This is a genomic window from Paucibacter sp. TC2R-5, from assembly GCF_025717605.1.
In the GTDB taxonomy this organism is placed as follows: Bacteria; Pseudomonadota; Gammaproteobacteria; order Burkholderiales; family Burkholderiaceae_C; genus Paucibacter_A; species Paucibacter_A albus.
Map to the genome: position 1 here is coordinate 113,467 of NZ_JAJIRQ010000001.1, position 18,781 is coordinate 132,247.

The 18,781-nt window shown below is 63.7% G+C and carries 14 protein-coding genes; 5 read left to right on the forward strand and 9 right to left on the reverse strand.

The window, feature by feature from the left end; genetic code table 11:
* Positions 1–60: 60 nt before the first annotated feature.
* From rocF to LNV08_RS00555, 5 genes are all read right to left on the reverse strand, one after another.
* Complete coding sequence (rocF, locus tag LNV08_RS00535; protein WP_263531701.1) at positions 61–981, reverse strand: arginase; 921 nt, start codon at positions 979–981, stop codon at positions 61–63.
* Positions 982–997: 16 nt separating this feature from the next.
* A complete protein-coding gene (locus LNV08_RS00540; protein WP_263531702.1) occupies positions 998–1,882 on the reverse strand; it encodes an LOG family protein in 885 nt (294 codons plus the stop codon).
* An 87-nt stretch (positions 1,883–1,969) separates the two neighbouring features.
* A complete protein-coding gene (locus LNV08_RS00545; protein WP_263531703.1) occupies positions 1,970–2,749 on the reverse strand; it encodes a HesA/MoeB/ThiF family protein in 780 nt (259 codons plus the stop codon).
* A gap of 85 nt (positions 2,750–2,834) precedes the next feature.
* The gene (locus tag LNV08_RS00550; RefSeq protein ID WP_263531704.1) at positions 2,835–4,274 is read right to left on the reverse strand and encodes a S41 family peptidase; all 1,440 of its coding nucleotides are present in this window, start codon (positions 4,272–4,274) and stop codon (positions 2,835–2,837) included.
* 205 nt (positions 4,275–4,479) lie between these two features.
* On the reverse strand, positions 4,480–5,622 hold the full coding sequence (locus tag LNV08_RS00555) for an ABC transporter ATP-binding protein (RefSeq protein WP_263531705.1): 1,143 nt from the start codon (positions 5,620–5,622) through the stop codon (positions 4,480–4,482).
* A 115-nt stretch (positions 5,623–5,737) separates the two neighbouring features.
* Between LNV08_RS00555 and LNV08_RS00560 the strand changes: the two genes are divergently transcribed.
* From LNV08_RS00560 to LNV08_RS00575, 4 genes are all read left to right on the forward strand, one after another.
* The gene (locus LNV08_RS00560) at positions 5,738–7,345 is read left to right on the forward strand and encodes an ABC transporter permease (RefSeq protein WP_263531706.1); all 1,608 of its coding nucleotides are present in this window, start codon (positions 5,738–5,740) and stop codon (positions 7,343–7,345) included.
* Positions 7,346–7,472: 127 nt separating this feature from the next.
* Complete coding sequence (locus tag LNV08_RS00565) at positions 7,473–9,641, forward strand: prolyl oligopeptidase family serine peptidase (RefSeq protein WP_263531707.1); 2,169 nt, start codon at positions 7,473–7,475, stop codon at positions 9,639–9,641.
* A 192-nt stretch (positions 9,642–9,833) separates the two neighbouring features.
* Entirely contained in the window at positions 9,834–11,792 is a 1,959-nt protein-coding gene (locus tag LNV08_RS00570; RefSeq protein ID WP_263531708.1) for a DUF47 family protein, read from the forward strand.
* Positions 11,789–13,396, forward strand: coding sequence for a PEP/pyruvate-binding domain-containing protein (locus LNV08_RS00575; protein WP_263531709.1), 1,608 nt, complete (start codon positions 11,789–11,791; stop codon positions 13,394–13,396). The genes LNV08_RS00570 and LNV08_RS00575 overlap by 4 nt, the downstream gene beginning before the upstream one ends.
* Positions 13,397–14,079: 683 nt before the next feature.
* Here LNV08_RS00575 and LNV08_RS00580 read toward each other — a convergent pair.
* The 4 genes from LNV08_RS00580 to LNV08_RS00595 form a co-directional block, all read right to left on the reverse strand.
* Positions 14,080–14,556 (reverse strand): hypothetical protein, encoded by a 477-nt coding sequence (locus LNV08_RS00580; protein ID WP_263531710.1) that lies wholly within the window; start codon positions 14,554–14,556, stop codon positions 14,080–14,082.
* Between the two features lie 156 nt (positions 14,557–14,712).
* Positions 14,713–16,122 (reverse strand): bifunctional enoyl-CoA hydratase/phosphate acetyltransferase, encoded by a 1,410-nt coding sequence (locus tag LNV08_RS00585; protein ID WP_263531712.1) that lies wholly within the window; start codon positions 16,120–16,122, stop codon positions 14,713–14,715.
* A gap of 179 nt (positions 16,123–16,301) precedes the next feature.
* Complete coding sequence (locus tag LNV08_RS00590; RefSeq protein ID WP_263531713.1) at positions 16,302–16,922, reverse strand: DVUA0089 family protein; 621 nt, start codon at positions 16,920–16,922, stop codon at positions 16,302–16,304.
* A gap of 23 nt (positions 16,923–16,945) precedes the next feature.
* The gene (locus LNV08_RS00595; protein WP_263531714.1) at positions 16,946–18,634 is read right to left on the reverse strand and encodes an alkaline phosphatase D family protein; all 1,689 of its coding nucleotides are present in this window, start codon (positions 18,632–18,634) and stop codon (positions 16,946–16,948) included.
* On the opposite strand from LNV08_RS00595, the gene LNV08_RS00600 reads away from it, so the two are divergent.
* Positions 18,633–18,761, forward strand: coding sequence for a hypothetical protein (locus tag LNV08_RS00600; RefSeq protein WP_263531715.1), 129 nt, complete (start codon positions 18,633–18,635; stop codon positions 18,759–18,761). The two genes, LNV08_RS00595 and LNV08_RS00600, sit on opposite strands and share 2 nt — an antisense overlap.
* Positions 18,762–18,781 lie beyond the last annotated feature (20 nt).

The window sequence follows — 18,781 nt, forward strand, 5'->3', positions numbered from 1 at the left end:
GGCAGGGCAAGCTATTTACGCATCAAGGTGCTCTTGCCGTCTGCCGCAGGCAGGGCAAACTCACTTTCTCATCAAGGTTGATTTGCCAAACAGAGACTCAATCAAATCCACCGACACCTTGGCCGTGCGGTTTTGCAAGTCCAGCGCCGGGTTGAGCTCGACGATGTCGAGCGAGCCCATATAGCCGGTGTTGGCGATCATCTCCATGCACAGATGGGCTTCACGGTAGGTCGGGCCGCCGGGGACGGTGGTGCCGACGCCGGGTGCGATGGACGGGTCCAGAAAGTCCACATCGAAGCTGACATGCAGATGCGTGTTGGCGTCCAGCGTTGCCAGTGCTAACTCCATGGTGTGACGCATGCCCATTTCGTCGATATAGCGCATATCGAAGACTTCCAGATCTTGCTCGTGGACGAAGCGTTTCTCGCCCGCGTCAACGCTGCGGATGCCGATCTGGCGCACCCATTTTGGGCTGATCGCCGGCACCTGACCGCCAATCTCGATCAGCTCTTGCGGCCCGAAGCCGCACAGGCAGGCGACCGGCATGCCGTGCACATTGCCGCTGGGCGTCAGCTTGCTGGTATTGAAATCGGCATGGGCGTCCAGCCACAAGATGCGCAGCTTTTTGCCGGTATCGCGGCAATGCCGGGCCACCGCGCTGACCGAGCCAATGCCCAAGCAATGGTCGCCGCCCAGCATGATGGGCATGCGGCCGGCCTTCAGTTCGGCGTAGATGGCGTCATGCGTGACCTGGTTCCAGGCCACCACTTCGCTCAGATGGCGGTAACCATCCACCGGCGGCAGCCAGGGGTTGGGCGGGCCGCTCAAATTGCCGCGATCGACCACATCGACGCCGTGACTCCTCAGTGCCTTGGTCAGGTCGGCCACGCGCAGCGCTTCTGGGCCCATGCTGGCGCCGCGCTCGCCGGCGCCGATGTCGGTGGGCACACCAATCAAGGATACGGATCGCAAAGTGGTCATGTCGGTCTTCCTTTTTTTAGTCGGCGCTGGGCGCGCCGGGGTTCATGTCGTATTCGGATTCCAGCAGCGCCCAAGCCTCTTCGGCCGTTTCGACGAAATGGAAGAGGCGCACATCGGCTGGGCCAATCATGCCGGTCTCGACCAAATAGTCAAAGTTGATCAGGCGGGTCCAGAACTCACGCCCGAACAGCAGAATCGGGCGGCGCCGGCTTTTGCCGGTCTGTATCAGGGTCATGGTCTCGAACAGCTCGTCGAGCGTGCCGAAGCCGCCGGGAAAGCACACCAGCGCCACCGAGCGCATCAGAAAATGCATCTTGCGCAGCGCAAAGTAGTGAAACCTAAAGCACAGCTCTGGCGTGATGTAGCGGTTCGGATGCTGCTCGAAGGGCAGCACGATATTGAGGCCAATGCTTTTGCCTCCGGCCTCAAAGGCGCCGCGATTGCCGGCCTCCATGATGCCGGGCCCGCCGCCTGTGACGACGTAGATCGGGTTGTTGCGCTCGCTGGAGGCGCGCGTTACGAGGGCGGCGAAGCGCCTGGCTTCTTCGTAGTAATGGCTCATCGCCAGCTGCATTTCGACGCGCTTGATCTGCTCCGCGTCGCCGCCCTTGCGAGCCTGGTCCAGCAAGGCTTGCGCTTCTTCTTGCGAGGGGATGCGGGCGCTGCCGAACATCACGATGGTTGACTTGATGCCCAGCTCTTGCTGCATCAGCTCGGGCTTGAGTAGCTCCAGTTGCATGCGCACCGGACGCAGCTCTTCGCGCAAGAGGAATTCGTTGTCGTCAAAAGCCAAACGGTAGGCGCTGCCCGGCTGGTCGTAGTTGGGCTGGGGCGCCAGGGCCTTGGTCTCTTCTTTGGCGCTGGGGAAATTGCGGGCGATCAGTTGTTTGCGCTTGTGCATGTGAATTGGTCGGGTCGGATCAGCAGCCTTGACTGCCAGGGCGCAGCTTACGGGAGGCTGCGAAGAATTTTCGTGCGTATTTTTTGCTCAAGTGGTTGTTTCGTGCGCATTTTCAGTTTTCGTGCTGCTGCAAACGCTGCAGCGCGGGTCGGCTTGTACGACTATTTCGTTCCACTCCATCCTGCGGCCATCCAGCATCTGCAAGCGCCCCGCCAAGCTGCCGCTCAGGCCCAAGAGCAGCTTCAAGCCTTCCGCCGCCTGCATGCTGCCGATCACGCCGACCAGGGGCGCAAACACGCCCATGCTGGCGCAGCGGGCCTCTTCGAATTGGCTGTCGGGCGGGAATACGCAGGCGTAGCAGGGGGCGGCGGGCTGGCGGCTGTCGTAGACGCTGATCTGGCCGTCAAAACCGATTGCCGCACCCGCCACCAAGGGTTTGGCATGCTTGACGCAGGCCCGGTTGATGGCCTGGCGGGTGGCGAAGTTGTCGCTGCAGTCCAGCACCACATCGGCCTGCGCCACCAGCTCGTCCAGCAGGGCCGCATCGGCGCGTTGGCGCAGGGCGCTGACGCGCACCTCGGGGTTGATGGCTGCCAGGCCCAGTGCGGCGGACTCGACCTTGGGCAAGCCGACGCGGTCCATGTTGTGGACGATCTGGCGCTGCAGATTGGTCAGGTCCACAGCGTCGTCATCCACCAGCGTGATGTGGCCGACACCGGCGCTGGCCAAATAGAGTGCGGCGGGTGATCCCAGGCCGCCGGCGCCGATGATCAGGGCATGGGCGGCCAGCAAGCGCTGCTGGCCTTCGATGCCGATTTCGTCCAGGAATATATGCCTTGAGTAGCGCAGTAATTGCTTGTCATTCATGGCCCGAGCATAGCGCGGCCTAGGTCCGCCTCAAACAAAACAGCCCGCCAAAAAGGGCGGGCTGTTTTAGCTTAAGGACGGTGCATTACTCGTCCGTTTTCGCCTCGGCTTTGCGCTCGATGGCCGTCTTGGACACCATCACCGGCAAGCCCTTGAGTTGATTCAAGGCTTGCATCAGCTGGAAGTCCTCGGCACTGCCGAACTCGGGCAGCGGCTTGGGTGGCTCGTTCTTCTTGGCGTACTCGGCTTCGAGTTTCTCGCGTGCTTCTTCGCGCGCTTTCTCGCGCGCTTCGTCCTTGATTTCTTCCTTGCCGTTGTTCAGATGCTTTTCCAGATCTGCTTCGCGGGTGCGCAGGGCGGCGAACACATTGCCCTCGGCGGTCTCGTCCAACAAGATGTCGGGCAGGATGCCGGTCGCTTGGATGGAGCGGCCGCTGGGCGTGTAGTAACGTGCGGTGGTGATTTTCAGCGCCGTTTCGGGGCTGAGCTGACGCACTGTTTGCACGGAGCCCTTGCCGAAGGTCTGCGCGCCCATGACCAGCGCACGTTTGTGATCCTGCAAGGCGCCGGCGACGATTTCGCTGGCCGAGGCCGAGCCCTCGTTGACCAACACAATCATCGGCACCTTCTTCAGCGCAGCCGGCAGATTGCGCAGCGGGTCGCTGCCGCCGCGGCGCAGGTAATCGTCGGGATTGGCTTTGAAGCTGGCCTTGGAGTCGGCAATCTGCCCATTGGTGCTGACGACGACCAGATCCTTGGTCAAGAAGGCGGACGAGATCGCCACCGAGGCCTCGAGCAAGCCACCGGGGTCATTGCGCAGATCCAGCACCAAGCCCTTCAGATGGGGCTCTTGCTTGTAGAGCTCCTCGAGCTTTTTGGCGAAGTCGTCGACGGTGCTGTCCTGGAACTGGCTGACGCGCAGCCAGGCGTAGCCGGGCTCGATGATCTTGCCGCGCACGCTGCGGTTGTGGATCTCTTCGCGCACGATGGTGATGGGGAAGCTGCGGTTCTCGCTCTTGCGGTAAATCGTCAGCTGCACCTTGGAGCCCAACTCGCCGCGCATGCGTTTGACGGCTTGGTCTATGCCTAAGCCGCGCACCAGCGAGTCATCGATCTTGCTGATCAGGTCGCCGCTCTTGAGGCCGGCGCGGAAGGCCGGCGAGCCTTCAATCGGCGAGACGATCTTGACCAAGCCGTCTTCCATGCCGATCTCGATGCCGACGCCGACGAATTTGCCGGTCGTGCCTTCGCGGAATTCCTTGAAGTTCTTTTTGTCGAAAAACTGCGAATGCGGATCCAGCCCGGCCACCATGCCGGCGATCGCGTCATTGATCAGCTTTTTCTCGTCGACCGGCTCGACATAGTCGGACTTGATCATTGCAAAGACGGCCGCCAGTTGCTGTAGCTCTTCGAGGGGCAAGGGCGATAGGTTGCTGCGTGCATTGGCCTGCAACTGCATGGTCGTGAGCGCGCCGGCCACAACACCTAAGGCCAGCCAGCCTACAACTTTGAATTTGGCACTCATGGGCAGAGTCCGTCCTATCCGTCTAGCGAAAAATCTAAAAATCAATGCGTTTTGGCCCAGCCCCGAGCTGGCACAAATCTCGCTTGTTCAGTATATGCGGGCTCACCGCGCAGCCCTGCCGGAAAGGCAGCGCTTTGGCCTGACAAATCAAGGCTTTGGAGTGAAAAAGAGACTAAATCTCGGTCTTTGCGCAAGCCGCCGCGCTTCACTCGACGACGCTGCCCTGTTTGGCGAAGGTGACGACATGGTCAACGTCGGCGCGTATGCCTATCCATTCGCCCACATGGTGGTCGTGGTGCGAGGGCACATGGGCCATCAAACGCTCGCCCGTGCTGAGCCTGAGGGTGTAGAGAAAGTCGGCACCGCGAAAGACTTTGCGCTCGATCTGCGCTTTGACCGGCGCCAGATCATCGTGAATGATGTCATCGGCCCGCAGCAGCACATCGCACAAGCCGCCGGGGTAGGCGCTGGCCAGTGCGCAGGCCTCGGCGTCCATCAAGGAGCCGACGGGCGTCAACACCGCCGGGCCTTGTTCGCTCTGCACGATGCGGCCCGGCGTGAACACGCTGTGGCCGATGAAGTCCGCCACAAAGCGCGTGGCCGGCCGGTGATAAACGTCGTAGGGCGCATCCCATTGCTCCAGGCTGCCTTGGTGCATCACGCCGACCACATCGCCAATCGCGAAGGCCTCGGCCTGGTCGTGGGTGACGAATAAGGCCGTGGTGCCGCTGGCCTTCAGGATCGCCCGCAATTCCTGCGACAAATGCTCGCGCAAGTCCACATCCAGGCTGGAGAAGGGTTCGTCCAGCAAAAGCAGCCTTGGCGCCGGTGCCAAGGCGCGCGCCAGCGCCACGCGCTGCTGCTGGCCGCCCGAGAGCTGATGGGGTGCGCGTTTGGCCGCATGGGCCAGGCCCACCAGGTCCAGCACCTCCTGGATGCGCGCGGCGCGCGCCGGGCGGCTTAAATGGCGCAGGCCAAAGCCGATGTTGTCGGCCACGCTCAGGTGGGGGAAGAGCGCATAGTCTTGGAACACCATGCCGATGCGGCGCTCTTCCGGGTTCAGGTGCCGGCCCATGGCCGCATCCGCCAAGACCTCGCCGGCAATGCTGATGCGGCCGCTGTGCAAGCGCTCCAGGCCGGCAATGCAGCGCAGCACCGAGGTCTTGCCGCAGCCCGAAGGGCCGATCAGCACGCCGATCTGCCCGCTGACCAGGCTCAGGCTGAGCGCCTCGACCGCGCCGCGCCGCTGCCCACGGGCCATGGTTTGATTGCTGGATGGCGAATTTGCTTGTTGAGCTTGCGCTGCACCGGGGTAGCGCAGCCCGATCTGGTCGAGGGCTAGAAACATGGCCCTTATGATAGCGGGCGGCCGGTGCTGCGCAGAACGCGCCTAATTCGCATTCATCGTCGGCTGTGCTGCCCACCGCTGCGCTCCCAATTCTTCCTCTCCACTTTTTTCTCGCATGCTGCGTCTGGTCACCGTTGTTTGCCTGCTGTTGGCCGTCCCTGTGCTGGGCATCCTGGGGTCCTGGTTGGCTCTTGATCAGGAAAGCTGGGCGGTCTTGCAGCATCAATGGGCGACGGTCCTGCCCGAATATGTGGGCACCTCTTTGCTGCTCTCGGTCAGCGTCGGCCTTGGTGTGGCCTTGCTGGGCGGCATGACGGCGGCGGCGATCAGCCTGTTTGAGTTCCCTGGCCGGCGTTGGTTCGAATGGGCCTTGCTGCTGCCGATGGCGATGCCCGCCTATGTTGCGGCTTATGCCTACACCGATGCCTTGCAGTACAGCGGCGCCTTGCAGACCTGGTTGCGCGCGCTGAGCGGTGCTCAGGGCGCGCTGTGGTCCGATGTGCGCAGCCTGCCCGGGGCGGTGGCCTTGTTTGTGCTGTGTCTGTATCCCTATGTCTATCTCTTGACGCGCACCGCGCTGCAGGAGCGCGGCGTCACCTTGATGGAAACCGCCCGCATCCTGGGGGCGGGCACTTGGCGGCGGGTGCGCGAAGTGGCGCTGCCCTTGGCGCGGCCGGCGCTGGCGGCCGGCGTCGCGCTGGCCTTGATGGAAACGCTGGCCGACTATGGCGTAGGCGCCTATTTCGGGCTCAGCACCTTGACCACGGGCATTTACAAGGCCTGGTTGGTGATGAATGAGCGCATGGCCGCCGCGCAGCTGGCCTCCGCCTTGCTGCTGGCGGTTGCCTTGTTGCTCTGGGCCGAGCGGCGCGCCCAGGCCAAGCTGCGTTTTGCCAGCAGCCGGGCGGGCGCCCAACACGCGGCCGAGGCCCGCCCCTTGGTCTTGCGCGGCTGGGCGGCGGCCGGCGCGTTTGCGCTGTGCGGCTTGCCGGTGCTGCTGGGTTTTGTGCTGCCGGTGTTCGCACTGCTGAAGCTGATGTGGCTGGAGGCCAGGTTCGGCGAATTTGGCCTGCCCTTGGCCCGCTTTGCGCAATGGGCCTGGACCAGCTTGCAGTTGGCCGCCATCTCGGCGGTTCTGGCCGTGACGCTGGCGCTGGTCCTGGCCTACGCGGCGCGCATCTCGGCCGGCGGGCGCTTGCTGGGTGCGGCCACGCGCGTGGTCTCGCTCGGTTACGCGGTGCCGGGCGCCGTCATCGCCGTGGGCATCTTGCTGCCGCTGGCCTGGCTGCAGGAATATGCGCCCCAGCTTGGCCTCACCAACATCGTCACCGGCACCATCACCGGCCTGATCTACGCCTACCTGGTGCGTTTCTCCGGCGTGGCTTTGCAGTCGGTCGAGGCCGGCTATGCGCGCATTTCGCCCACCGTGGACGAAACCGCTCGCCTGCTCGGCGCCTCGCGTGGCCGCCTGTTCCGTGTCTTGCACGCGCCTTTGCTGGCGCGCTCGGCCTTGGCGGCTGCGCTGCTGGTGTTTGTCGATGTGATGAAGGAGCTGCCCGCCACCTTGGTCTTGCGGCCCTTCAACAGCGACACCCTGGCTGTCGTCGCCTATCAGCTGGCGCGTGACGAGCGTTTGGGCGAAGCCGCCTTGCCTTCATTGGCGATTGTGTTGGTGGGCCTGGTGCCAGTGCTGATGCTCTCGAAGGCGATGCGCCAGCGCTGAGCAGGCTGAGCAGACTTTTGGCATTTCCGCCCGCTGCTTGCGAATGCGTAAACTGCGCGGCTGCTTATCCTCTGCTTATCCTCTGCTTCACCGCCGCTACCGCGGCAACCTACCCATCAGGCACACGATGAACCCATCCATCTTCTTCAAGTCCGCTCTGGCGACCTGTTTGGCCGCCCCTTTGGCCCTGCTGGCACAAGCCGGCCCCTATCCGGCCACGCCCGCCAAGCCGGTCACCGATGTTTATCACGGCACCGCTGTCGTTGACCCCTATCGCTGGATGGAGGACATGAAGTCGCCGGAGTTCCAGGCCTGGTTGAAGACGCAGGCCGCTTTTGCGGACGGCGTGCTGGCCCAGATTCCCGGCCGCGCCGCCTTGCGCGAGCGCCTGGGTGTGCTGGCCGACGCGGGCGAAAGCACCGGCGGCTATGAGATGGTGGCCGGCAAGCTGTTTTATTCCAAGCGAGCCCCGGGCCAAAACCAGGCGCGCTTGTGGGTACGCGACGGTTTGGCAGGGGCTGAACGCGAACTGCTGGACCCCAACAACCTGCCCGGCGAGCCCGGCAAGCATGCGATCGACTGGTACAGCGTCTCGCCCAACGGCCGTATCTTGGCGGTGGGCCTGTCCAAGGGCGGCAGCGAGGACAGCATCTTGCGTCTGCTCGATGTGGCCACGGCCAAGTTCTTGCCCGTAGCGATCGACCGCACCGGTTTGAACGAAGGCGGCGTGGCCTGGTTGCCCGACGCCAGCGGTTTCTTGTACAACCGCCATCCTGCAGAGGAGCGCTATAACAAGAGCGCGGTTTTCCTGCACATCCTGGGCCAGGACCCAGCCAAGGATGTGGCGCAGTTTGGCTGGCAGGTGAACAAGAAGGAAGCCTTCGAGATCGCCGATCTGCCCTATGTGCGCATCACCAAAGGCTCGCCCTGGGCCTTGGCCGAGGTCTTGCATGGCGACGCGGCCGAGCGCAGCTACTGGGTGGCGAGGGTCGATCAACTCAAGGGTGCGGCAACACCTTGGCGGCGCGTCGTGCGGCCTAGCGACAAGGTTACACGGGCAGAAGTGGCCGGCGGATCGCTGTATGCGCTGAGCCAGAAGAAGGCTTCGCGCCGTGAGCTGCTGAGCCTGGATCTGGCCTCGGCCAAGGCCGGCTTCAAGACCGCTCTGCCCGCCGGTGACAGCGTGCTGCAAACCATTGAGGCCGGCGACACCGCCGTCTATGTGAAGGCGCTGGACGCGGGCGTGAGCAAGCTCTGGCGTGTGGGTAAAAAGGACGGCAAGGTCTCGACCGTGGCCCTGCCGTTCGAGGGCACGCTGCGCAGTGTCAACCCGCTGAAGGGCGACGAGTTGCTGGTCTTGCTGGAAGGCTGGACGCAGGCACCGCAAAGCTTGTTACTGCAAGCAGGCGGTGTGGCCGATGCGCCGGCGCAGCGGCTGACGATCCAAAAGCCCGTCGCCGTCGATGCCTCCGGCGTCGAAGCGCGCCGCGTGATGGTCAAGAGCCATGACGGCGTGATGGTGCCGCTGTCCATCGTGGCACCCAAAGCGGTCACCCTGGACGGCAAGCGCCCGACGATTCTGAGCGCTTACGGCGCCTACGGCATCACGCAGGAGCCGCGTTTCAGCGCGACCCGCCTGGCCTGGACCGAGCGCGGCGGCGTGCAGGCGATCTGCCATGTGCGCGGCGGCGGCGAACTCGGTGACGACTGGCACCGCGGTGGCTACATCGCCACCAAGCAAAACACCGTGTCGGACTTTGTGGCCTGCGCCGAATGGCTGATTGCCAACAAATACACCTCGCCCGCGACCCTGGCCGGCACGGGCGGCAGTGCTGGCGGCATCACGATTGGCGGCGCCGTCACGCAGCGCGGCGACTTGTTCGCAGCGGCGCAAAGCGCGGTCGGCTTGTCCGATATGTTGCGTATGGAGCTGACCTTGAACGGCGCGCCCAATATCGCCGAGTTCGGCACGGTGACCAACCCAGCGCATTTCAAGAGCATGTTTGCGCTGAGCCCTTACCATAACGTCAAGGATGGTCGCAGCTACCCCGCCGTCATCGTCACCACCGGCGCCAATGACCCGCGCGTCGAGGCCTGGATTCCGGCCAAGCTGGCCGCGCGCATGCAAACTGCCAATCCAGACGCCGTCAAGACCCGCCCGGTGATTCTGCGAGTTGACTTTGAAGGCGGCCACGGCATGGGCTCTAGCGTCTCGCAGCGCCTCGATGAAACCGCAGATGTGTGGAGCTTCTTCCTCTGGCAGTTCGGCGACGCGGCTTTCCAGCCCAAGCGTTGAAGCAAACCAGTAGGTCTTCATGAGGCCGGACCGTCGTCAAGACGGCCCGGCCTTTTTTGTTGACTTTGAGGCAGATCAAGCCCGCGCCATCTCTCCCGGTGCCGCGCGGTTTTGTAACCATGCTGTCACGGGCTGCTGAACATACTGGCGAGCATTGCTCCTACCGCCGCTTAGTCTCGGCCGCTCACCATCATGGAAAAGTCCGACGCCGTTGCCTCGCTGGGCCAGCACAGCCTCCTGCTGCCCGCCTGGGTCAAAACCGCCTTGCTCGCCAATGACCGCTTGAAGCTGTGCCTGACGGTTTTGCAGGCCGCTGCCGATCACGCCATGGCGCCTGCCAAGACGCCGCCCGATCTGCGCAGTGAAATGGCCGCCGCTGGCCTCGACGCCGCCTGGCTGCGCGATATGCCTGCGCAGGCCAGTCGCGACGGCGAAGATGTGCTCTTGCCGCAACTGCCGCAGTTGGCCACGCAACTCGCGCAAGACCTGAGCCTGATGGCGCGACCGCTGCTGCAGACCGAAACCGACAAAAGCACCCGCGAGCGCGTCGCCTTTTGGGCCGCGAAGCTGGATGGGCTGCATGACGAAGATTTGCTCAGCCCCGTCTTGCTGCGAGCCTTGAGCCATGGCCACCGTGCCAAGCATGGTGAGCCTGCGGATGACAGCCTGCACCTGCTGGTGATGGACTTGCACAAGCAGCTCAACCACCTGGCCGCCAGCCTGGCCAGCGAGCTGATAGACGGCGCCCATGTGTGGCAGCTGCAGGACGACGACCGGCCGCGCGTCGCCGCCTTTATGCGCGGCCTGCGGCGCACCTCAGCGCTGAAGTTCGAACATCCCGGCCTCGACACCGCCGCCACGCGCGACGGCGAGCGGCTCTTGATCCAGAACGATATCGGCACCAATGATGCCCATGTGCTGGTCTTGCAAGTGCAGGGTTTGACGATCAGTCTGACCTATTCCGATCTGCACAGCAGCCGATTCGAGTTCTTTCAGGCCCAGCTCGCCGCCTACGGCGCGCAATGGTCATCGCCTGAGGCGCGGGTCTCGGCCGGGCTGAATCGGGGCGAGGCCTATCAGCTGGGCACGGCGCGCTTCGAAGCGACCGATGAGGCGCAGCTGCAAGGCATGCTGGAAGGCATCGCCTCCCGCATCGTCTTTTTGATCGACTGGAACCGCGCTCGCAAGAGGCTATTGAACTTTGTCGGCAAACGCGAGGCGATTGCCGTGCTGGCCGAGGCGGCCAAGGCAGAGATCGGCCATATGGCCTGGCTCAAGGCCGGCGCCGAGCGCATGCTGTTCGAGGCCATGCAGGCCGTAGGCGCCGACGCGTTTCGCATCGGAGACCGGCTGGATGAGGTCTTAGGCGAAGCCGGTGCGCAGGCCTTTTTGCTGGAGGTCTTGCGCCTGTCGTCGACTGCGATGCTGGCGCAGCAGCCTGCCGCGCTGGTGGCCGACGAAACCCGTTTGCTGCTGGCGCGTCAACTGCAGCGCAGGGCGCCCGAGTTCGATTTGCTGGCCGAACATGCCGCCTATTGCCAGACCCTGGCCGAAGGCATCAGCCAGGCCCTGGCCCATGGCTGGGAGCAAGACAAAGAGGCGTCGGCCAAGCTGGCTCAGCGCGCCAAGGCCTGGGAGCGCCAGGCCGATCACTTGGTGATGCAAGCGCGCGAACGGGCGCGCCGCCAGCCGCGCTGGGCGCAGTTTGCGCGCCTGCTGGAGACGGCCGATGATGCGGCCGATGCGCTGGAGGAATGCGCATTCCTGCTCGGCCTGATCGCCGAACATCACCACCAAGGCTGGAACAAAGAGTTGCGCGGCCTGCTCGCTCAGCTGGCACAGGCAGTGCTGCATGCGACGCAGGAGCAAGTGAGGGCCGTCGCCGTGGCGCGTGGACTGAACGGGGCCAGCGAAGCGGCCGAGCATGATGATTTTGTCGCGTCCACCTGGCAGGTGCTGCGCGCCGAGCGCCAATGCGATGAGCTGCTGCGTGCGGCCAAGCGCTGCATGGCGGCCGAAGTGAGCAACGCCGCCGCGCTGATGCTGGTCAACGACCTGGCCAATCAGCTGGAGTTTGCGTCCGATCGGCTGCTCAACGCGGCCTATGCCTTGCGCGAGCTGGTGTTCAGCAAGACCGAGGTGGGCGCATGAATACCACTGATCTGTGCTTGATCGGCTGCCCGGGTCAGACCTCGGTCGCTCAAACCAGTCCGCAGCGCTTGGGCTTCAAGGCCTTTAATTTGCTTCGCATGGCCGAGCTAGGCCTGCCGGTGCCGCCGGCCTTTGTTCTGGGCACGCGCTTTTGCGCCGATGCCGGGCTGCGGGCCGGGGCCGCGCAGCCTGCGCTGTGGTTGCCGGCGCTGCAGGCCTTGGAGTCGGCCAGCGCCGGCCTGCGTTTCGGCGATGTGGCCAGGCCCTTGCTGCTGTCGGTGCGCTCCGGTGCGCCGGTGTCCATGCCCGGCATGATGGAAACCCTGCTCAATATCGGCCTCAACGACGAGACCGTGCAGGGCCTGATCCGCCAGACCGGCAACCCGCGCTTGGCCTGGGATGCCTACCGCCGCTTGATCGCCAGCTTTGGCGAGGTGGTGGCGGGCTTGCCGGCCGCCTTGTTCGAAGATGAGTTGACCTTGCTCTGTGCGGGCCGGGACGAGCGGCTGCTCGACTTTGCCGAGCTGCGGGCCTTGGCACGACGCTATCTGCAGCTGTTTGCGCAGGCCGCCGGCCGGCCTTTTCCGCAGGCCGCACAAGCGCAATTGCAGCAGGCGATCGCCGCTGTGTTCGACTCCTGGCAGTCCGCCAAGGCTTGCAGTTACCGCGCCGCTCATGGCATCGAAGACACGATAGGCACGGCGGTGACGGTGCAGGCCATGGTGTTTGGCAATGCCGGCGCGCGCTCTGGTGCAGGGGTCGGCTTCACGCGCGACCCGCGCAGCGGCGAGGCCGCGCTGTGGGTGGACTTCTTGTTCAATGCGCAGGGCGAGGACGTGGTGTCCGGTCGGCGCAGCGCCCAGGGCCATGAGCAACTGCAGCAGGTCTTGCCTGAGGTCTGGGCCGAGTTGCTGCAGGCTTGCGCCCGGCTCGAGCGCGAGATGGGCGATATGCAGGACTTCGAGTTCACCGTGCAGGATGGCCGTTTGTTCCTGCTGCAAACCCGCGGCGGCAAGCGCACGCCGCAGGCTGACGCGCGCATTGCGCTCGATCTGCTGCGCGAGGGTGCGATTGATGTGGCGACGGCCCGCTTGCGCTGCAAAGGCCTGGACGCCGAACATCTGCGTGTCAGCCGCGTTGTCGCCCCGGACGGCCAGCCGCTGCAGCCCTTGGCGCAGGCCCAAGCCGCCAGCAGCGGCGTGGCCATCGGTCAGATCGTGCTGGACGAAGCGGGAGCGCGCGCCGCCAAAGAGGCCTGCCGGCCCGCCATTCTGGTGCGCCGCGATGCTGAGACCGGCGACAGTGCTGCGCTGGAAATGGCGCTAGGCCTGTTGACTCAGAACGGCGCGCGCACCTCGCACGCGGCCGTGGTGGCGCGCCAGATGGGCAAGGTTTGCCTGGTCGCTTGCGAAGGCTTGCAGGTCGATGAAGCCCGGCGCGAGATTCATATCTTCGGTACTCGCTTGGCCGAGGGCGATTGGCTCAGCCTGGATGGCAATGAAGCCTGTGTCTATGCCGCGCAGGTGCAGACCGAATGGTTCTGCCCGCCGGAGCTGCTGGCCGAGTTGGCTGAACTGAGGCGGGATGTCGCTGTGGCCGCTTGATTGGCGAGATAGCGACGCCGGCTGCGGGCGCATGGGCTGGAAGGGATGAAGAAGATCAAGGCAAAAGTCTGGATCGACAGGCGGGTGCCGTCGTGAGTTCATGCCAAGCTGTTCACAACGCTTGCCCCACGCGAATCAGTGAGTCGTCTTCGTCAATGACGGCAAATTCTCGCGTGGGATGGCGATATCGTGGCTTTGAACAGAAAAATCCCTTGGATTCTTGCCGCTAACCGTCCTGCTGATCACTCGCTTCCAGGCGTGATTGAACGGCTGTGGATCCATGCGCATCCACGAGCTGACTTGAGCGAAGGAAAATGCACGCTCTGAAAAAGGGCTGTCGTCGGGGCCTCTACAGCACGCCTTGGGCTGGCGTCTAGTATTTCAACCCTGGTTACAGCACCTTGCTCAACGTCGATTCGAACCAGCGCCCATCCATAAGGCATGGAGTCCAACCTGAACGACTCCGGAAGTTCGGGACTTCCCAATTCGTCGCATTCAACGCTGTTAGCTACGAAATCAGGCTCTGGCCTAAGAAGCTCTTCGCTTGGCGCAGTGGTGCAGCCTGCACAAAGCATTGACAGCCCGAGGGCCAAGAAAGTCAGTCGATGCATGACATTCCTTTGCGAAAAGCAGAGACGAAAAAGCACACTGGGTCAAGTTGGTCGCAGACTTGGGCGTCTCTTTCACAAAGCGAGGCCTTTTTTCAGTTGCTCAAGGTCGGCTTCCAGCAGTTTCCGTTCACTGTTGTCGCCGACCTTGGCAACGAGTTCCAGTGCCAAGGTCAGGTGGCGCGCAGAGTCCCCTGGACTGGCGGCCAGCCCGTACGCGCGAGCAAGGGCCTCATGGGCATAGCCGAGGTAGAAGGGTTTCAGCTCGCCACTGTAGAAGAGGCATACCTCGCCTAAGCGCAAGGCCTCAGCGGCGTTTCCCAAAAGGGCCTGTATTCGGGATGCCTGCCAGTAGCCCACCGAAAGGCGTTGATGGTTGCAGTCGTCACGCTGGAGCCAGTGATAGATGCACGCTTGATTGAGCGCCACCATCAATCGCTCGTCTTCAGGCGTTCGATCTGGTTTTTCGATCAGGTCCCATGCTTTGTTGAAGCAATGGGCTGAGAAGTATTTGTGGGCTGCGGCGACGTCGAATTCAGGAACCTTTGCCATTGCGAGAAACTCCTCTGTGGCGGGTGCGTTTGCGATGAGTCTTAGACGCTCAAGATGTTGTGATGCGCATGTTGCCACATTGTTTGGACGTTAGGCCATGTATCTCTTGCTCTCCCAAATCAGGCAGATTCTTCCTAAAGCCGCTTGATTTTCGAGTCAGTCCGGCATGACGCGCGTCGCCATTGCCGCCAAGGCCAGTGAGCCCAAGCGTGTGCGCATGCTGTCGGTGCGTCCGCTCATCGCCACGGGCACGCGCGCACCCAGCACGACACCGCAGCTGGCGGCACCCGCCATGTATTCCAGCAACTTGGCCAAGAGGCTGCCCGACTCCAAGTCGGGCGCCAGCAAGATGTCGGCGTCGCCGGCCACGGCCGAGTCGCTGAGGCCTTGCAGGCGGGCGGCGTCGAGGTTGACGGCGCTGTCAAAAGCCAAGGGGCCGTCGAGGATGGCGCCGGCGATTTGGCCGCGCTGGGCCATCTTGCACAGTGCTGCGGCGTCTAGCGTGGAGCTGATGCGCTCGGTGATGGTTTCCACCGCCGACAACAAGGCCACCTTGGGACAAGCCAGACCGTTCGCATGCGCCAGACCCACGGCCAGGCGCACGATGTCGGCTTTGGCATCCAGGTCGGGGCGGATATTGATGCCGGCATCGCTCATGAACAGCGGCTTGGCATAGCTGGGAATGTCAAAGCGGTAGACATGTGCCAAGCGCCGGCCGCAGTGCAGGGCCGGTGTCGCTTGCAGCGCCGCCAGCAACTCATCGCTGCTCAAGCTGCCTTGCACCAGCATGTCCAACTGGCCCTCGGCGGCCATATTGCAGGCTTGCGTGGCGGCGGCGTGGCTGTGTGCGGTGGCCTGGAAGTGGCAGCCTTGCAGGCTCAAATCCAACTGCTCGGCCAAGGCCCGAATGCGCGCTTCCGGGCCTATCAGCCAGGGTTCGATCAGGCCGCGCTCGGCGCCCATCAAGGCGGCGCGCAGCGCGTCTTCGCTGCAAGGGTGCACGACGGCGCAGCGCAGCGGCGTGGCCAGCTTGATCTGGCTCAGCCAGGCGCTCATGCGCGCCTCGGCATCGAACAAATGCATCTCGGGCAGGGCGGGGCGTGGCCGCTCGATGCGTGTGCGCGGCGCCAGCACGGTGGCCAGGCCGCTGATGACGGTCTGGCCTTTTTGGTTATTGGCTTCACAGCCCAGCTTGACGATGCCGCTGTCATCAAACATCTCCAGCACCGTCAGCACGATGGTCAAGGTGTCACCCACATGCACCGGGCGCGAGAAGCGCAGCGTCTGCTCCATATAGATCGTGCCGGGGCCGGGGAACTCATTGCCCAGCACCGACGAGATCAGGGCGCCGCCCCACATGCCATGCGCGATCACGCCGTGAAAGCGTGTGCCTTCGGCGTATTCGGCGTCCAGGTGCGCCGGGTTGACGTCGCCCGATACCAGGGCGAAGGCCTGGATATCGCTGTGCTTGAGGGTGCGCACCAGGCGCGCTGTTTGGCCCAGGGCCAACTCGTCGTAGGTGCGGTTGCGCATCCATTCGGTGCGCAAGAGGTCGGGTGCGTTCATAAGCGCCAAGCTCCAAGTGTCATCCATCAAACGACAGCTTGGATTGGCATCATGTCAGGCGCGTGACGCCGGCGCTTTCGCGCTGGTTCAAGGCGGGTTCACTTGAGCTGTATCAAAAAAGGGGCTGCGACCCTTGACGGCCGCAGCCCCTTCCGGCTGTGTCTTGCGCAGTGGCTAACTCAAGCCTTGCGCTGACGACGCTGGTTCAAGCAGGCCAAGCCCAACAAACCCAGGCCCATCAAGGCCCAGCTGCCGGGCTCAGGCACGACAGCGGCTTGGTCCACCGAATTCAGCTTGACGCTCCACAGACCACCCTTTTGGTTGGGGAAATTGGGGTCAATGCTGCTTTGCGTCCAGTCGGCGATGGCCACGGGCGTGCTGCCGTCCAGCGTGAAGCCGGCCGACAGGGTTTGGCCCTTGGCGTAGTTGTCGGCAGCGCTGAGTGTGAGCAGGTACTGGCCGGCGCTCAAACTGCTGAGCTGAATGCCGGCGTCGAGCGAGCCTTGGCCGGCGCCGAGCTTGTCGTTGTCGTCCACTTCGATGATCAAGCTGTAGTCATTGCCGGCCTTGGCCCAGAGTTGCAGCACCGGGTCAAAGTTCAGGCCCGTCTGCCACGAGTCGGTCCAGGTCTTGAAGTCTGCGCTGTTGGCGGTCAGGCTGAAGCTGATGCGCACCACATCGGTGTTGTAGACGGCTTGGCCGGCGAAGTCGAAGTTGGCGGCCTGGGCCGAAGACATGGCAGCGGCTGCCAGCAAGGCGCTGGCCATTGCCTTGCGGGCAAAAGAGCGGTTGAGTTTCATGGCGATATGTCCAGTTCTGATGTTCAAGGAGCCAAGGCGGCCGGGTTTGCGCGGTTCGGCGTTTGCGCGGCAGGGCTCAAGCGATTGCTGCCGTCCACCACCTGGAAGGCGGTGCCAAAGGTCTGCACATTGCTGACGCTGGCGACGGTGTCGACATACCACCACTCGCACACGCAGCGGGTGGCATCGGCGTCGATCAACATATAGCCGCGCTTGTCGAGCTTGATGTACTTCAGGTGCGGGTTGGCGGGGGCCAGCTGAGCAATCGTGCCAGCGGCTTGAGCCGGGTTGTCCACGCCGGGTGAGGAGATCGAGGTGCCGACGAATTCCACCGCGCGCGAGCCTTGGCCCGTGACCTTGTCGTAGCCGCCGGTAGCGACATTGGCATTGTTCGGGTCTTGGCTCAGATCGGCAGCCCAGCTGCTGTGGATATCACCCGTCAGGATCACGACGTTGTTGACCGGGGCCTGGGTCTGGCTGCCCTTGAGCACGTCGTAGACCCGGTCGCGCGCGGGCTGGTAGCCGTCCCAGGCGTCGGAGTTGAAGAACACGCCGCCACCGGCCGAGTTCGGCGCGCCTTGCACCTTGACCTGGGCGAACATCACGCCTTGGCCCAGGAACTTCCACTTGGCCGTGCTGGTGCGCAGCTTGTTGAATAACCAGGCTTCTTCGCTGGCGCCGAGCAGTTGACGGGCTGGGTCCAGGTAAGCGCCTTGCTGGACGAAGTAGCCGCTGGCGTTGCCGATATTCGTACCCAGCTGGGCCGAACGGCCATTCAAGCGCTCTTCCAGCATGATCAGATCGACCAGATTGCCGAAGGCGTAGCTGCGTGCGTTATTGCGCGGCTGTTTTGGGTCCACCACGCGCACCGGCATCCACTCGTAATAGGCCTGCAAAGCCGCGCCGACGCGGGCTGCCCAAGCGCCTTCGCCGGCTTGGTGGTTCTCGGCGCCATCGACGTAAGAATTGTTGGCGGTTTCATGGTCGTCCCAGATCGCCACCAGCGGATGCTGGCGATGCATGGCTTGCGAGTCCGGGTCGCGCTTGTACTGCGCGTGGCGCATGCGGTAGTCGGCCAGCGTGACGATCTCGTTCGTCGGCTCGGGCGTGCGCACATTGCCGTATTGGTTGGCGCCGTATTCGTAGATGTAGTCGCCCAGGTGCACGACCATGTCCAGATCGGCCCGCTCGGCGATGCGGCGGTAGGCATTGAAGTAGCCATAAGCGTGGTTGGAGCAGCTCACCACGGCCATGCGCAAATTGCTGACGCCGCCGACCGGCAGCGTCTTGGTGCGGCCTATGGGCGAAATCACGCCGTCAACCGAGAAGCGGTAGTAATACGTGGTGTTGGGGCTCAGACCCAGCGCGTCGATCTTGACGGTGAAGTCGCGCTCCAGGATGGCCTTGCTGCGGCCGGTGCTGACGATTTGGGTGAAGGCCGGGTCCTTGGCGATGGTGTAGTCCACCACTTGCGAACTGCGGCCATTGGTGGGCGTGACGCGGGTCCACAGGATCACGCGGTCAGACAGCGGGTCTCCGCTGGCCACACCGTGTTGGAAGTTGCCGTTGATGGCGACTGCAGCTTCAGCTGTGCCGGCCAAAGGCAGCATAGGTGCGGCCAGCAGAGCGGCGGCGGCCGAGCCGGTGTTCTTGAAGAAGCCGCGGCGGCTGCTGCCGACGCGAACGGGCTTGATGAGGGAGGGGCGACCCATGATGGACTGTCCTTGTGCGATGTTGGGCGACGCAAGTGGGGAGTTGGCGCTTGCGGGCTTTGCGGAAGATGCCGCGTCTTTGATCCGAACGCTGCCTGCCAGCAGCTTCGAGCCGGGCGGACTGTAGGAGCGCTGTGTGACGCTGCC

Excerpts from the sequence above, each read along its gene's own strand:
- LNV08_RS00575 (WP_263531709.1), top strand. The coding sequence starts at position 11,789 with ATGAATACCACTGATCTGTGCTTGATCGGCTGCCCGGGTCAGACCTCG.
- LNV08_RS00585 (WP_263531712.1), bottom strand. The coding sequence starts at position 16,122 with ATGAACGCACCCGACCTCTTGCGCACCGAATGGATGCGCAACCGCACC.
- LNV08_RS00580 (WP_263531710.1), bottom strand. The coding sequence starts at position 14,556 with ATGGCAAAGGTTCCTGAATTCGACGTCGCCGCAGCCCACAAATACTTC.
- LNV08_RS00565 (WP_263531707.1), top strand. The coding sequence starts at position 7,473 with ATGAACCCATCCATCTTCTTCAAGTCCGCTCTGGCGACCTGTTTGGCC.
- rocF (WP_263531701.1), bottom strand. The coding sequence starts at position 981 with ATGACCACTTTGCGATCCGTATCCTTGATTGGTGTGCCCACCGACATC.
- LNV08_RS00560 (WP_263531706.1), top strand. The coding sequence starts at position 5,738 with ATGCTGCGTCTGGTCACCGTTGTTTGCCTGCTGTTGGCCGTCCCTGTG.
- LNV08_RS00590 (WP_263531713.1), bottom strand. The coding sequence starts at position 16,922 with ATGAAACTCAACCGCTCTTTTGCCCGCAAGGCAATGGCCAGCGCCTTG.
- LNV08_RS00540 (WP_263531702.1), bottom strand. The coding sequence starts at position 1,882 with ATGCACAAGCGCAAACAACTGATCGCCCGCAATTTCCCCAGCGCCAAA.
- LNV08_RS00595 (WP_263531714.1), bottom strand. The coding sequence starts at position 18,634 with ATGGGTCGCCCCTCCCTCATCAAGCCCGTTCGCGTCGGCAGCAGCCGC.
- LNV08_RS00600 (WP_263531715.1), top strand. The coding sequence starts at position 18,633 with ATGATGGACTGTCCTTGTGCGATGTTGGGCGACGCAAGTGGGGAGTTG.
- LNV08_RS00570 (WP_263531708.1), top strand. The coding sequence starts at position 9,834 with ATGGAAAAGTCCGACGCCGTTGCCTCGCTGGGCCAGCACAGCCTCCTG.
- LNV08_RS00555 (WP_263531705.1), bottom strand. The coding sequence starts at position 5,622 with ATGTTTCTAGCCCTCGACCAGATCGGGCTGCGCTACCCCGGTGCAGCG.
- LNV08_RS00550 (WP_263531704.1), bottom strand. The coding sequence starts at position 4,274 with ATGAGTGCCAAATTCAAAGTTGTAGGCTGGCTGGCCTTAGGTGTTGTG.
- LNV08_RS00545 (WP_263531703.1), bottom strand. The coding sequence starts at position 2,749 with ATGAATGACAAGCAATTACTGCGCTACTCAAGGCATATATTCCTGGAC.